Annotated in this window: 12 protein-coding genes; 8 read left to right on the top strand and 4 right to left on the bottom strand. The window is 67.1% G+C overall.

Annotated elements, in window-relative coordinates:
* A partial coding sequence (locus ACMX2H_RS10545) for a DUF5719 family protein (RefSeq protein ID WP_414960451.1) occupies nt 1-1,061 on the top strand: 1,061 nt, incomplete at its 5' end.
* Between the two features lie 9 nt (nt 1,062-1,070).
* On the opposite strand, the gene ACMX2H_RS10540 is transcribed toward ACMX2H_RS10545, so the two are convergent.
* Nucleotides 1,071-1,556 carry a metallopeptidase family protein gene (locus tag ACMX2H_RS10540; RefSeq protein ID WP_414960450.1) on the bottom strand — a complete coding sequence of 162 codons (486 nt, stop codon included), beginning with the start codon at nt 1,554-1,556 and terminating at the stop codon, nt 1,071-1,073.
* Between the two features lie 167 nt (nt 1,557-1,723).
* Here ACMX2H_RS10540 and ACMX2H_RS10535 point away from each other — a divergent pair, with 167 nt between their 5' ends.
* The 4 genes from ACMX2H_RS10535 to ACMX2H_RS10520 all read left to right on the top strand — a co-directional run bounded on the left by ACMX2H_RS10535 (nt 1,724) and on the right by ACMX2H_RS10520 (nt 5,412).
* Nucleotides 1,724-2,113: a DUF3499 domain-containing protein gene (locus tag ACMX2H_RS10535; RefSeq protein WP_414960449.1), complete on the top strand. Its 390-nt coding sequence runs from the start codon at nt 1,724-1,726 to the stop codon at nt 2,111-2,113.
* Between the two features lie 127 nt (nt 2,114-2,240).
* Entirely contained in the window at nt 2,241-2,462 is a 222-nt protein-coding gene (locus ACMX2H_RS10530; RefSeq protein ID WP_414960448.1) for a Trm112 family protein, read from the top strand.
* Nucleotides 2,463-2,472: 10 nt separating this feature from the next.
* Entirely contained in the window at nt 2,473-3,966 is a 1,494-nt protein-coding gene (gene ahcY / locus ACMX2H_RS10525) for an adenosylhomocysteinase (protein WP_414960453.1), read from the top strand.
* Between the two features lie 201 nt (nt 3,967-4,167).
* A complete protein-coding gene (locus tag ACMX2H_RS10520; RefSeq protein WP_414960447.1) occupies nt 4,168-5,412 on the top strand; it encodes a L,D-transpeptidase in 1,245 nt (414 codons plus the stop codon).
* 32 nt (nt 5,413-5,444) lie between these two features.
* On the opposite strand, the gene ACMX2H_RS10515 is transcribed toward ACMX2H_RS10520, so the two are convergent.
* Complete coding sequence (locus ACMX2H_RS10515; RefSeq protein WP_414960446.1) at nt 5,445-6,269, bottom strand: RDD family protein; 825 nt, start codon at nt 6,267-6,269, stop codon at nt 5,445-5,447.
* A 112-nt stretch (nt 6,270-6,381) separates the two neighbouring features.
* Here ACMX2H_RS10515 and ACMX2H_RS10510 point away from each other — a divergent pair, with 112 nt between their 5' ends.
* Complete coding sequence (locus ACMX2H_RS10510; protein ID WP_414960445.1) at nt 6,382-7,374, top strand: stage II sporulation protein M; 993 nt, start codon at nt 6,382-6,384, stop codon at nt 7,372-7,374.
* A gap of 530 nt (nt 7,375-7,904) precedes the next feature.
* Nucleotides 7,905-8,813, top strand: coding sequence for a TIGR01906 family membrane protein (locus ACMX2H_RS10505; RefSeq protein WP_414960444.1), 909 nt, complete (start codon nt 7,905-7,907; stop codon nt 8,811-8,813).
* A 104-nt stretch (nt 8,814-8,917) separates the two neighbouring features.
* Here ACMX2H_RS10505 and ACMX2H_RS10500 read toward each other — a convergent pair whose 3' ends face one another.
* A complete protein-coding gene (locus ACMX2H_RS10500) occupies nt 8,918-10,729 on the bottom strand; it encodes an AMP-dependent synthetase/ligase (RefSeq protein WP_414960443.1) in 1,812 nt (603 codons plus the stop codon).
* A 50-nt stretch (nt 10,730-10,779) separates the two neighbouring features.
* Nucleotides 10,780-12,420, bottom strand: coding sequence for a dolichyl-phosphate-mannose--protein mannosyltransferase (locus tag ACMX2H_RS10495; RefSeq protein ID WP_414960442.1), 1,641 nt, complete (start codon nt 12,418-12,420; stop codon nt 10,780-10,782).
* A 186-nt stretch (nt 12,421-12,606) separates the two neighbouring features.
* Between ACMX2H_RS10495 and rsmI the strand changes: the two genes are divergently transcribed.
* Nucleotides 12,607-13,491: a 16S rRNA (cytidine(1402)-2'-O)-methyltransferase gene (gene rsmI / locus ACMX2H_RS10490; RefSeq protein WP_414960441.1), complete on the top strand. Its 885-nt coding sequence runs from the start codon at nt 12,607-12,609 to the stop codon at nt 13,489-13,491.
* The last annotated feature ends 197 nt before the right edge of the window (nt 13,492-13,688 follow it).

Genomic DNA, 13,688 nt, shown 5'->3' with positions numbered 1-13,688 from the left:
ACCTGCGCGGGCTTGCCGCGGCCAACTGCATGGCGCCGGCCAACGATTTTTGGCTGCTCGGGGCCTCCACCACGGTGGGCACCACGTCGGTACTGAAGCTGCACAACAGCTCCGAAACCCCGTCCTCGGTCAACCTGGAACTGATGTCCGGCGAGGGACCGATCCAGGCCGCCGGCACCCGTGGGCTGCTGCTGGCACCGGGGGAATCCCGGTCCATCGTGCTGGCAGGTCTGGCCGCAAACCAGGAATCACTGGCCGTGCGCGTCCAGTCCTCCGGCGGGCCAGTGACCGGCTTCATCCAACAGAGCGTCCTACGCCAACTGACGCCCGGCGGCGTCGAACTGCTGCAGGCATCGGCTCCGGCCGGCACCCGCCAATTGGTCACCGGCATCACCGTCGACGATGACAAGCTGGCGCGGAAAATCCGCGAACAGGACGGCTATGAGAATGCTGCGCCGGCGTTGGAAGTTGCGGTCCCGGGCGTAACCGACGCCGTCCTTGAAGTGCGGGTCATTGGCTCGGACGGGCCGGTCAGCCTCCCCGGCGGCGGCGTGATCACTGCGGCCGCCGGCAGCGTCACACGGGTTCCGCTTGACTCGCTGCCCAACGGCACGTATTCCGTCGAAGTCAGCGCCGATGTTTCCATCGCTGCCGCCGCACGCGTCAGCCGGGCGACGGAGGAAGCGGCCCCGGTGGACTTCGGGTGGGCACCGGCCGCCGGGCGGCTAGGCAGCAACCACCTGGCCGTCGTCCCCGGCGGACTTAACTCCCGGATGGCCTTCAGCGCGCCGGCCGGCGCTGCAAAGCTGGACATCACGCCGGTGGATCTGGAGGGCCGGCTGGGGAAGAAGCAGACCGTCGATGTTCCTGCCGGAACAACCGTGACGCTCAACCCGAAGGCCAACGACGCCGATCCCGCTGCCTTGCTGATCAGCGCGTCGGGCGAAGCGGTCTACGGTGCCCAGGTGCTGACCAGCGGCGGTTCAGCCGATGTCGCCGTCCTTCCGGTGCCGGCCGGGACGCAGGCGCAGAACGCTGTCCCGGTCAATCTCGGGTACTGACCCCGGCGGTCAGGGGCGGGTCCGGCCGTAGCCGGGATCGACGGCTTCCGGAGCCATGTTGAGCAACTGCGCGGTCTGCTCCACCACCACGTCGTGGATGATCTCCGGGAGTTCGGCCCGCAGCCGGGCAGCCATCTGCACCGGATGGCGGAACACTGTCACCACGGCCGGACGGCCCGGCGCGGCCGGAGTGAAGCTGCCTAACGGCGCCGCTTGCCCGCGCGCCAACAGTTCTTCGAGATTCGGCGGAATGTCCTCGACCACGAATTGGGCCGCTTCAATCCGCTCGCCCCAGAAGTACTCCAGCCGCTCGGCAGACTCGGAAACCCACTGCTCGAACTGTTCGGGCCGGGTCAGATGGCCGGGCAGATGGGCGGGCAGCAGATCGCCGCGCAGTCCGCGGCCGCGGCGGTTCCGGCGTCGTACGGGAAAAGGACGGCGCCAGCCACCGCCGTCGCCACCGAGCGACACCGTCAGTGATGGTCCGTTCTCCATATACCGACTTTAAGCCCGGCAGAGAGAATTAGGCACTGCCTATCAGCGGTGTGCCGAGAGGGCCCGCCGCGGCAACGCGCGGGGTAGCCTGATTGTGACCTAATCTTTCCGGGCCTGTCAGTGCCGGTGGCCCGGAAGCAGAGCGGCCCGGAGTAGGATTCTTTCTCGTGGGATCCATTCGTCAATGTTCACGCTCGGCCTGTCAGCGCTCGGCCATCGCTACTTTGACGTACGTGTATGCAGATTCCACCGCCGTGCTGGGCCCGCTGGCCACCTACGCCGAGCCGCACTGTTACGACCTGTGTGCCGACCACGCTGAGCGGCTGACCGTGCCCCGCGGCTGGGAAGTCATGCGGCTGGCGCTGCCCACACAGGCACCGGCCCCGAATCCTGACGACCTGCTGGCCTTGGCGGACGCGGTGCGCGAAGCTGCCCGCACACCGGAGGTCCCTGATGAGCTGCCGCAGCCCCGCGGGCAGCGTGAACCGCTGGAACCGCCGGCTGGCGCTGCCGGCACCCGGCGCGGACATCTTCGCATTCTGCGCGGACAACCGTAGAACGATACGCTGGGGAAGCGGGCAGCCCGCATTCCCGGCAACCTGCTGTCAGCTGCGAGGCCCCGCCCGCCGTCCACCTGACGCCGGCACAGCTGAAGCCGCTGATCGACCGAAGGACAACATTCGCATGGCACATCTGACACCCGAACTGCTGGCCGTCCTGCGCTGCCCGACGACCGGTTCTTCGCTGGTTCAAGAGGGAGACGAGCTGGTAGCGACCGGACGCACCGCAACGGGTGAGCGGCTGCGCTACCCGATCGAAGACGGCATCCCGGTGCTTTTGCCGCAGGCTGCCCTGGCCGCCGACGCCTCCGATTCCACCCCCGACGGCCCCGCTGACAACGCTTAGGAGCATGACTGTGACGATCGACTACAAGGTCAAAGACCTCTCGCTGGCCGCTGCCGGCCGGCACCAGATCCGCTTGGCGGAGCACGAGATGCCGGGCCTGATGGCACTGCGCGAAGAGTTTGGCGCAAGCCAGCCGCTGGCCGGTGCCAGGATCGCCGGGTCACTGCACATGACCGTGCAGACTGCGGTGTTGATCGAGACCCTGACTGCCCTCGGTGCCGAGGTCCGCTGGGCATCCTGCAACATCTTCTCCACCCAGGACGAGGCCGCCGCCGCCGTCGTCGTGGGCAAGGGCACGCCGGAGGACCCGCAGGGTGTGCCGGTCTTCGCCTGGAAGGGCGAAACGCTCGAAGAATACTGGTGGACCGCCGAGCAGATCCTGACCTGGCCCGGCGCGGCCGAAAACCCCGAGCTGGGGCCAAACATGATCCTGGACGACGGCGGCGACGCCACGCTGCTGCTGCACAAGGGAGTGGAGTTCGAAGCCGCGGGTGCGGTGCCGTCGGCCTCCGCCGACGACCCGCACGAGTTCACCATCATCCTGGATGTGCTGCGCGCTTCACTGGCCAAGGACCCGCAGAAGTTCACCCGGGTGGCCGCCAGCATCCGCGGCGTCACCGAAGAAACCACCACCGGCGTGCACCGCCTGTACCAGCTCGCGGAGCAGGGCCAGTTGCTGTTCCCCGCAATCAACGTCAATGACGCAGTCACCAAGTCCAAGTTCGACAACAAGTACGGCATCCGCCACTCGCTGCCGGACGGGATCAACCGGGCCACCGACGTGCTGATGGGCGGCAAGACCGCGGTGGTGTGCGGCTACGGCGACGTCGGCAAGGGCGCAGCCGAGGCGCTGCGCGGCCAGGGCGCGCGGGTTGTGGTGACCGAGGTGGATCCGATCTGTGCCCTGCAGGCAGCCATGGACGGCTACCAGGTCACCACCTTGGACAAGGTCGTGGGCGAGGGGCACATCTTCATCACCACCACCGGCAACAAGGACGTCATCATGGCGTCCGACATGGTGAAGATGCGCGACAAGGCCATCGTGGGCAATATCGGCCACTTCGACAACGAAATCGACATGGCTGGGCTGGCCCAGGTAGCGGGCGTGCAGAAGGTGGAGATCAAGCCGCAAGTCCACGAGTGGGTCTTCGACGCCGGCTCCGGGACCGAACGTTCCATCATCGTGCTGTCCGAGGGCCGGCTGCTGAACCTCGGCAACGCCACCGGCCACCCGTCGTTTGTGATGAGCAATTCCTTCGCCAACCAGACCATTGCGCAGATCGAACTGTTCACCAAGCACGGCAAGCCGGCCGAGGGATCGGCCACCGGCGAGCCGGAGTACGCCAATCAGGTCTACGTGCTGCCGAAGGTGCTGGACGAGAAGGTTGCCAGGCTGCACCTGGACGCACTCGGCGTCGAACTCACCGAACTGAGCAAGGAACAGGCCGAGTACTTGGGCGTGGATGTTGCCGGCCCGTACAAGCCGGACCACTACCGCTACTGAGTCCGGGCTAACGACGACGGCGATGGGCACCGACGGAGGTGCCCATCGCCGTCGTCGTTCGCGGAAGGTTACCGGATTGTTGGACGTCCTACGCCGCGCCGTGGCCCGGCGCATGCCCCCGGGCGACCTACCATGGAAGCAGGGCCGTGCTGTGCCCGGGCGGCGAGCACCATGCCGTGAGTCTCGTGAGTTTGGGTTGGGATGACTGAGGAAAAAAAGAAGCGCAAGGGCCTGAAGATCGCACTGCTGTGCATCGCCGGCGTGCTGGTGGCTGCCGCGGCAGCCGTCACCGCAGCTACCGTGGCATCGCCCACCTTTGCCGCCCAGTTGGGCCGGGTGTTGGCCGTCGCGCCGGCCGAGCGCCCGGGTTTCTCGGAGCCGGTTGCCAAGGCGATGTCCTTCGGTGTCTCCCCGGAGGACAAGGCCGTTGAGGTCAATCCGGCCACCGTTGCCACGATTACCGCCAAGAACGCCACCATCAAGGACGTGGTGCTGGCCCCGGCGAAGGGCGGTGAACCGGTTGCCGGTGAACTGTCCCAGGACGGCAGCGCGTGGAAGGCCACCGAGCGGCTGGACTTCTTGACCACCTACGACTTCAGCTACACGCTGGTGGACAGCGCCGGCGACGAGACCGCCAAGCAGCAGAGCTTCACCACGGTGCTGGCGCCCAACCAGGCCGACGGCTGGATGTACCCGCTGGACGGGCAAAGCGTGGGCATTGCGCAGCCGCTGGAGTTCAATTTCAGCGAACCCGTGCTGAACAAAAAGAAGGTGGAGGAGGCCATCAAGATCACCACCTCCGCCGGGCAAAAGGGCGAGTTCTACTGGTACTCGGACACCAAGGCCCGGTACCGGGCGGCCAAGTACTGGGCGCCCAACAGCACGGTCACCGTGGACATGAAACTCTTCGGCGTGGAGTTCGGCAACAAGATGATCGGGATGAACGACGAGAAGATCACCGTCAACATCCTTGATGACCGGCGGGCCATCGTCGACAACAAGACCAAGACCATGAAGATCTACGTGGCCGGCAAGCTGGCCCAGACTTTCCCGGTCACGCTGGGCGACCCCAACTGGCCGTCCAGCAAGGGAATCCACCCGATCATGGACATGCACAAGTCGCTGCCCTTCAACCCGCGCAGCATCGGGCTCAAGCCCGGGGATCCCGACTGGTACGAGCCGTTCAACGCCAAGTACGCCAGCCGGCTGAGCAACAGCGGCGAATTCGTCCACACCACGCTGGACCCCTCGGCGCTGGGCGTGCGGAACATTTCACACGGCTGCGTGGGCATGTCCGAGGCCGGCGCTAGGTATTTCTACGAAACGATGCGCACCGGGGACATCGTTGATATCCGCAACACCGACGGCGGCTTCCTAGACCCGACGGACGGCTTCGGCGACTGGAACGTGGACTGGAAGACCTGGACATCGCAAGACAAGGGCTAGCGGCACGGCGGACCGCTGCTGAGCGGACGAACTCAGCGAACCGGCCGGCGATCCTCATCTTGGAACGGTAACGAATGCAGCCGCGCGCCGCGCTGCACGGCGCGTTCGTGCTGCCGGGCCAACCGGTAAAAGTCGCGTTCGCGCCGTTCAGCCATGACCGCCAGCAAGTACATTTCCGGCGGAGTCCCCGCCGGCGGCGGGGGAGAGACGTAGCCGGAGGCCTCATTGGCCAGGGCGGTGGCCAGCCTGGCCCGGGAGGCGGGGATCATTTTGGGCGCCTGGGACAGGAACTGCACAATCCTGCGCGCCAGCGGTTCCGGCAACCGGCCCATATCGGCCAGCTTCACCCACGGCTCCAGCTGCGGGGGAACTTCCGGCAGGATCTTCGGCATCACGCCTACCCGCTCCCGCATGCTGTAGGTGCCGGCCAGGAGATCGCCCAGCCGCTTGGACCTGTCGTTGAACAGCGCGGCCATGAAGGCAACCGAACCGAGCAGCAAGTACAGCTCGAACACCGCCAGCAGCCCCCGGATGAGGGCATGCCGGAAACGGATGGCGCCGCCGTCGTCACGGACAATCCGCAGACCCATGACCCAGCGGCCCAGCGACTTCCCGCGGGTTAACGTTTCGACGGCAATGGGCACCACCACCAGGAAGAACAACACCACGGTGATGGCCAGGGCCCGGGCGGCCGCGGCGTCGAAGCCCACGTCCAGGGTTTCGGCCATCAGTACGAAGGCGGCTATCAGCAGCGCCACGTTGGCGAGCACGTCGATGATCGAGCTGAGCGCGCGGACCCCGAATGATGCCGGCCGCAGCTCCAGCACCACGGCTTCGCCGGTGATGACGTTGCTCATCGGACCCCTTTCCCGGGCGGCCGGTGCCGCCTGGTTCCACTCTATCCATCCGTGCGCCGCTCGGCGGCCCTGCGGAGCGTTGCTCCGGCCCGGTGCCGGATAGGCTAGGGGTGTGGATATTGATGCCTTCACCGCTGTGCACCAGCACGATTGGAAGCGGCTGGACGAACTGAGCGCCAAGCGCAGGCTCACCGGGGCTGAGGCTGATGAACTGCTGGTGCTCTACCGGCGTACCTCGACCCACCTGTCGATGATCCGCTCGGTGGCGGCCGAAGGCCAACTGTCGGCGGCCCTTTCCACGCGGCTGTCCCGCGCCCGTACCCGCTTCACCGGTGCCCGCTCCAATTTTGCCCGGGACGTTGCCGAATTCTTTGTGCTGTCTTTGCCAGCCGCGTTCTACCGGCTGCGGTGGCTGACCGTGGTCATCGGCGCCGTTTTCATCCTGGTCGCGTGGCTGTTCGGCGTCTGGGTTGCAGGGAACCCGGAGGTCATCAAGGCCATCGGCTCGGACGAGGAAATCCGGAAGTACGTGGAAGAAGACTTCGTCAATTACTACTCGGAAAACCCCAACGCGTCGTTCGCCGGAATGGTGTGGACGAACAACGCCTGGATCGCCGCGCAGGCGGTGGCGTTCGGCGTCACCGGGCTGTGGGTGCCGTACATCCTGTTCATGAACGCCCAGGGCGTGGGCATGGCCGGTGGAATGATGGCAGCCTACGACCGGCTGGACGTTTTCTTCCTGTACATCCTGCCCCACGGGCTGATGGAACTGACCGCCATCTTCATTGCCGCGGCGGCCGGCCTGCGGATCTTCTGGTCCTGGGTCTCGCCCGGGAGGCTGACCCGCACCGCATCGCTGGCCCGGGAAGGCCGGTCGCTGATCACCGTTGCCTTGGGCCTGGTCCTGGTGCTCTTCATCTCCGGCCTGGTCGAGGGCTTCGTGACGCCCAGCCCGCTGCCGGACTGGCTGCGCCTGGGCATCGGCGCGCTGGTGCTGGCGGGCTACTGGGTCTACACGCTGGCGCTGGGCCGGCGGGCCTACCTGGCGGGGGAGCGCGGCGACCTGGGCCGGTTCGACGCCGGCGAGACCGCCGTCACCGGCTAGAAGCCGGGCGGGCCGCGCCCGGGGTGGCAACCGCGAAGCATCGCCGGCCAGCGGTAGTCTCATAACCAGAGAGGCCAGCGGTACAGAAAGAGGCGACGGACGTGGCAGTCGAACAGACGAACCCCGGCGGAGACGGACGCAGAGCCCGAACAGCGCCCGTAGAGGCAGCCGGTGTTGAGTCAGAGCGGGCTCCCGCACCCCCGGTACCTGCCGCCAACGGCCGTTTTCGGGACGGAGCCAACCCGCTTCCGATGCGCCGGCCCAGCAGGCTGCCGGATTTGAGTGCCGTGGGGCAGGATCGCGGGACCGCGCCCGACGGCGGTGCCGCGGATAGGCGCGGAGCCGAACCTGCGCCGGCGGCTGCTGCCGGGCGCCCAGACCGAAGCGGAGCGGCGGCTGTCCCCGCCGCTGCCGCCTCAGGCAGGGAGGGCCAGAGTGGCAGCCCAAACCCGTCCCGTCCTGACACTGCCAACGCAGGCACGACAGGCCCAGACGCCGGCAGTGCCGGCCCGGCCGGCACGGAGGGCGAAGTGCCCGCTGCCCGGAGGCCGGTGCCGGCCGTAGCAGCGGCTCGGCCCGCCGGAGTGGACTCGACCGCCGGCGGTGACGCGAACCCTGCGACCACTGCGCTCTCGGTCCGTCCGCCGCGTTCGGAAGTGGTGCGGCGCACTACCGCACGCGAGGAGGCAGTGAACGCCAAGCCCTTGGCCGGTCGCATCCTGCAGGTGGTGCTGGCCGTGCTGTTCCCGCTGCTGCTGATCATCGGGGCCATCCGGCTGGTGGCCACCCCGCTGTTCCTCTGGGTCGAATACCACCGGCCCGGCTTCCCGGCCGACAGCTTCGGCTTCAGTACCGAGGACCGAATGACGTTCGGCTCCTACGCGGTGGACTACCTGCTGAACTTCGCCGGCCCGCGGTACCTGGGCGACCTCACCGGTCCAAACGGCGGCAGCCTTTTCCTGGACTCTGAGGTCAGCCACATGGCTGACGTGAAAAGCGTTTTCCTCGCGACCATGATTGCCGGAGCGGTGATGCTGATCCTTGCAGTGGTGTGCGTGGTGTACCTTGCCCGCCGCTACCACGGCGGTGTCCGGCGCGGACTGTTCGCCGGTTCGGCCGCTACGTTGATCCTCATCCTGGTGCTGGGCATCCTGGGGGCGCTCAACTGGCAGCAGTTCTTCACCGACTTCCACCGGATCTTTTTTGCCGACGGAACCTGGACTTTCTATGTGGACGATACGCTGATCCGGCTGTTCCCAGCCCAGTTCTGGATGGACTCCGGAATCGTCATCGCCCTGTTGGTGCTGATGGTCTCCTCGCTGGTGATGGCACTGACCTGGCCGACGCGAGGACGGCGGAACCGGAGCGCGGCCGCTGCGGAAGAACAGCGGCGCCGGCATGAACTGCTGCTGGCCCGGGAGCAGGACCAGACAGCGTAAGGCCGCAGGCGGCCCGGCCGTCACCAGGGCAGGGTCTATCGACGAGGGCACGGTCCATGGAGGGCGCCCTCGACGAAGTACCCCGCCGTCGCGAGAGAAACCGGCTAGCCGTAGAGCCCGTCGATCTGCCCGGCGAAATCCTCCAGCACGGTCATCCGCTTGAGCTTCAGCGACGGCGTCAGGTGCCCGGAAGCCTCGGTCAGGTCCTGCCGCAGCACATCGAATTTCCGGATCTGCTCCGCTCGGGAGACCAGCCGGTTGGCATGATCCACGGCTTGCTGCAGCTCCGCCCGCACCGCCGGATCTTCCGCCGCGGCAGTGAGGTCCATCGGGCTCCGGCCGGCCGCCGCCAGCCATCCGGCGAGTCCCTCTTCATCGAGGGAGACCAGTGCCCCGATGAAGGGACGGCCTTCGCCGACCACCACGGCCTGGGAGACCAGCCGGTGCTCACGCAACGCATCCTCCAGCGGCCCCGGTGCCACATTCTTGCCGCCTGCTGTCACCAGCAGATCCTTCTTCCTGCCGGTAATGGTGAGGTAGCCGTCGTCGTCCAGTGTGCCGACGTCGCCGGTGCAGAAGTAGCCATCCCGGAAGGATTCGGCATTGGCCGCCTCGTTGTTGTGGTAACCGGGAGTGATACCGATGCCCTTGATCAGGACTTCGCCGTCGTCCGCAATCCTGATGGTGGTGCCAGGCAACGGCAGGCCAACGGTGCCGATCCGGTTGGCTCGCGGCAGGTTGACCGCCGCGGGGGCGGTGGACTCAGTCAGCCCGTAGCCTTCCAACACCGGCACGCCGATGCCGGTGAAAAAATGCGCCAGCATCGGATTTAGCGCCGATGCACCGGAGACGGTGTACTCCACCTGGCCGCCAAAGGCCGCCCGGAGCTTGCCGTACACCAGCTTGTCGAACACGGCACGCTTGGCCTTCAACGCCAGGCCGGGGCCGGCCCCGGCGCCGCGGGCCTGGGCATCCCGAGCCTCCGAGTAGGCGACCGCCGTCTGCGCTGCGGCGTCGAAGATCCGGCCTTTGCCGCCGTCGTGCGCCTTCTGGCGGGCAGTGGCGTAGACCTTTTCGAAGACGCGCGGAACCACCAGCAGGAATGTCGGCTGGTAGCTGGCCAGGTCTTCGATCAATTCGGCCATGCTGGAGGTGTGGCCCATCTTCACTCCGGCGGCCAGGCAGATCACCTGCACCGCCCGGGCCAGGACGTGGGCCAGCGGCAGGAACATCAGCGATTTGGCATCCGGACGCTTCAGGATGTCCGGCAGGAACTCCACCGTGTTGACCGCCAGCTCGGCGAAGTTGCCGTGGCTGACGATGCAGCCGCGCGGCCGACCGGTGGTGCCCGACGTGTAGACCAGCGACGCCGCGTCCTGCATACCGCGGGAGGTGCGGCGCAGTTCGAGTTCCTCGTCGGTGGTGTCGGCTCCGGCTGCCTTCAGCTGGGCCAGTCCATCGGCGTTCCCATCCAGCTGCCAGACCGGCAGTTCGGCCGGCAGGCCGGACATGGCCTGGCGCACCACGGCCGCCTTGGCAGCGTCCTCGGCGAACACCATCTTCGCCGCGGAGTCCTGCAGTATCCACTGCACTTGGAGCGGGGAGGACGTCTCATAGATGGGGACGACGACGGCGCCGGCGAACCAGCCCGCCAAATCCACCACCGTCCACTCAAAGCTGGTCTTGGACATCACCGCGATGGTGTCGCCAGGTTCGATGCCGGAAGCCATCAGACCCTTGGCCAGCGCCGTGACCTGGCCCAGGAGCTCCGCCGCCGAGACGTCGGACCATGCGCCGTTGCGCTTGACGGCGTAGAGCGCCCGCTGCGGGTCGCGCTGGTGCTGTGCCACCAGGATGTCCGTGATGTTCGACCCGGCCGGCATGGTCGCCAGGAGTTCCGTTACCGCTTCTCGCACTTCGTGCCCCTCTTTCTGCTTCCGGGAAAAGTTGTGCCCTCTTGCCTGCATTAGATCCAGCTCGGCATCCACATGCGCCAGCGCCACTGGTTGTAATCGATCAGCTCCGCGGTCCATACCGGCAGGAAAAAGGCCGATACCAGGAGCGCTGCCGCCACAAAGAGCCCGACCACCAGCACGCCCTGCCGCCGGCGCCACGGCGGGTCGGTGGGCCGGCCCAGCGCCAGCCCCAGCGTGTAGGTCAGCGCCAAGACCAGGAACGGCTGGAAGGAGATGGCGTAGAAGAAGAAGGTAGTCCGTTCCGGGTAGAGGAACCACGGCAGGTAGCCGGCCGCGACACCCGACAGGATGGCACCCGCGCGCCAGTCGCGGCGGCCGGCCCAACAGAACAGCAGCACCAGCAGGCAGGCCGCAGCAGCCCACCAGATGAGCGGATTCCCGACCACCGTGACGGCTTCGGAACAGCCCCCGGCCGCATGGCAGGCACCTTGGCCGGCTTCTTCGGACTGGTAGTAGAAGGACGTGGGGCGGCCCATGAACAACCAGGTCCAGGCGTTGGATTCGTACGGATGCTCCGCATGCAAGCCGTTGTGGAAGGTGTAGGCGCTGCGGTGGTACTCGGCCAGGGAACGCAGCCAGTCCGGTAACCAGCCCCAGCTTCCGGAAGGGTTCGACGCCGCCCAGTTCCGGTCATACGCGTTGTCGGAGCGCAGCCAGCCGGTCCAGGACGCCAGATACGTCAAGGCCGCCACAGGAATCATGGTGAAGAACGCCGGCACACCGTCGCGGAGCACGCCGGCCGAGAACCATTCGCTGATGCCGGCGGTCCGGCGGGCGCTGAGGTCCCAGAACACGCACAGGAGCCCGAATGCCGCGACGAAGGCCAGTCCCGACCACTTGGTTCCCACCGCCAGGCCCAGGCAGACGGCGGCGGCCAGCCGCCACGGCCGCCAAAGGACCCACGGTCCGTACAGCAGCCGCGACGGGTGCGGTACCCCGGAGGAGCCGGTGAGCCGGGCAATCTTCGCGGCCAGCCGGCGTCGTCCGTCGCTGCGGTCCAGCAGCAGGCAGCCGAACGCGGCGACAATCCAGAACATCAGGAAAATGTCCAACAGCGATGTCCGGGAGTGGACCAAGTGGTGGCCGTCGATGGCGGTCAGCAGGCCGGCGATCCCGCCCAATGCCGTCGACTTGAACAGGGCCTGCGCGATCAGGGCGATGAGCAGGATAGACAGGGTGCCTGTCAGCGCGGCGCCGAACCGCCAGCCGAAGGCATTGTCCGAGCCAAAGAGCCACATCCCTGCCGCGATCATCCATTTGCCGACGGGTGGGTGCACCACATACTCGGGGGTGTCCAAGAGGACGTCCGGACGGCCGGCGTTGAAGGACTCGTTGGCGTCGTCTGGCCAATCCCGTTCATAGCCGGACTGCAGGTAGGAGTAGGCGTCCTTGACGTAGTAGGTTTCGTCGAACACCAGCGAACCCGGTTCGCCCAGGCGGTAGAAGCGGAGCACGCCGCCCAAAACGGCGATGAGCAAAGGAAGCAGCCAGGCCCAGATGCCGAACTGTGCCGGAACACCCAGCAGGCGGCGGCGCAGCACGGCCTCGCTGAAGGCCCAGCCAGGCGTTTCCAGCCAGCGTCCGTGGCGGGCTTCCGCAGCAGGAGCGGGCGTGCTATGGGTCACGGCCATCATGTTACCGGCCGGTAAGTATGTGGATGTGCCGCGACGCCAGAGGGGTTGCCGGCCGCACCAAGGCGGCCCTCGCTGCGGTCGGGCACATACTGACTCTATATAATGTGCGGACGAAACAGGCCATGGGCTGCCGCCGAAAGCAGCTGGATCCCCGTCCGCCGGGCTGCGGGTAGGGTTGTCCATGTGAATGAGCGGGAGGCTGGCGGTCCGGCACTGGGCCAGCCAGGGCAGATTGTGTTGGCGGGGACGCCGATCGGCAATGTCAGGGACGCCTCACCGCGGCTGGTCGAACTGCTCCAGACAGCCGATGTGGTCGCGGCGGAAGACACCCGCAGGCTGCACAAACTGCTGCAGCTCTTGGGCATCACCACCAGCGGCAAAATCATCAGCTACCACGAACACAATGAAGCCAGCCGCACCGCCGACCTGCTGGAACTGGTCCTGGCCGGCAGCACGCTGGTGATGGTGACCGACGCGGGCATGCCGGCCGTCTCCGACCCGGGCTTCCGTTTGGTCGAAGCGGCCGTGGCGGCCGGAGTCGTGGTGACCGCGGTCCCCGGCCCCTCGGCTGTGCTGACGGCGCTGGCGCTGTCCGGTCTCCCCACCGACCGCTTCACGTTCGAAGGGTTCCTGCCCCGCAAGCAGGGGGAGCGCGCGGCGAGGCTGGCGGAGCTGGCCGGCGAGCGGCGGACCATGGTGTTCTTTGAAGCACCGCACCGGCTGGCGGCCATGCTGCGCGCGCTCGACGCCGGGTTCGGTCCGGAACGACAGGCAGCCGTGTGCCGGGAGCTGACCAAGCTGCATGAAGAAGTACTGCGGGGTCCGGTCCGCGAGCTGCTCGAGTGGGCAGAAGCAGAAGAAGTGCGCGGCGAGATTGCCGTGGTGGTGGCCGGCGCTCCGGAGGCAGCCCCCGAACGGCCGGAAGACCATGTGCAGGATGTCAACGCACTGGTGGCCCAGGGCGCCCGCCTTAAAGAAGCGGTGGCCGCAGTGGCAGCCGATGCCCGGATTAGCAAGCGAGAACTGTACTCGGCAGTGCTGGCTGCCCGCTCCGACACCGTCAGCTAGGCGCGGACGGTGTCGGCCGCCGGCGTCGTCACATAACGCCCTCGCCCGGGTTCGATGCAGGTGCTGCGGGGCAGCCGTTGATATTGTCGATCTGCACAGTAGGGACCGCGGAATGTAGTGCACCCTCGCATTTACACCGGTGAAGCGGAAACCTACTGTGAAGGAAACCGGGCACTGCGCCCACGGACTCAATCCTG

This window comes from Arthrobacter sulfonylureivorans (assembly GCF_047607445.1).
GTDB lineage: Bacteria > Actinomycetota > Actinomycetes > Actinomycetales > Micrococcaceae > Crystallibacter > Crystallibacter sulfonylureivorans_A.
This window is presented reverse-complemented; position numbering and strand designations above follow the sequence as displayed.

What these genes read in the sequence shown, in the direction of transcription:
- ACMX2H_RS10540 (WP_414960450.1), bottom strand. Translation starts at nt 1,556, where the DNA reads ATGGAGAACGGACCATCACTGACGGTGTCGCTCGGTGGCGACGGCGGT.
- ACMX2H_RS10530 (WP_414960448.1), top strand. Translation starts at nt 2,241, where the DNA reads ATGGCACATCTGACACCCGAACTGCTGGCCGTCCTGCGCTGCCCGACG.
- ACMX2H_RS10520 (WP_414960447.1), top strand. Translation starts at nt 4,168, where the DNA reads ATGACTGAGGAAAAAAAGAAGCGCAAGGGCCTGAAGATCGCACTGCTG.
- ACMX2H_RS10515 (WP_414960446.1), bottom strand. Translation starts at nt 6,269, where the DNA reads ATGAGCAACGTCATCACCGGCGAAGCCGTGGTGCTGGAGCTGCGGCCG.
- ACMX2H_RS10495 (WP_414960442.1), bottom strand. Translation starts at nt 12,420, where the DNA reads ATGGCCGTGACCCATAGCACGCCCGCTCCTGCTGCGGAAGCCCGCCAC.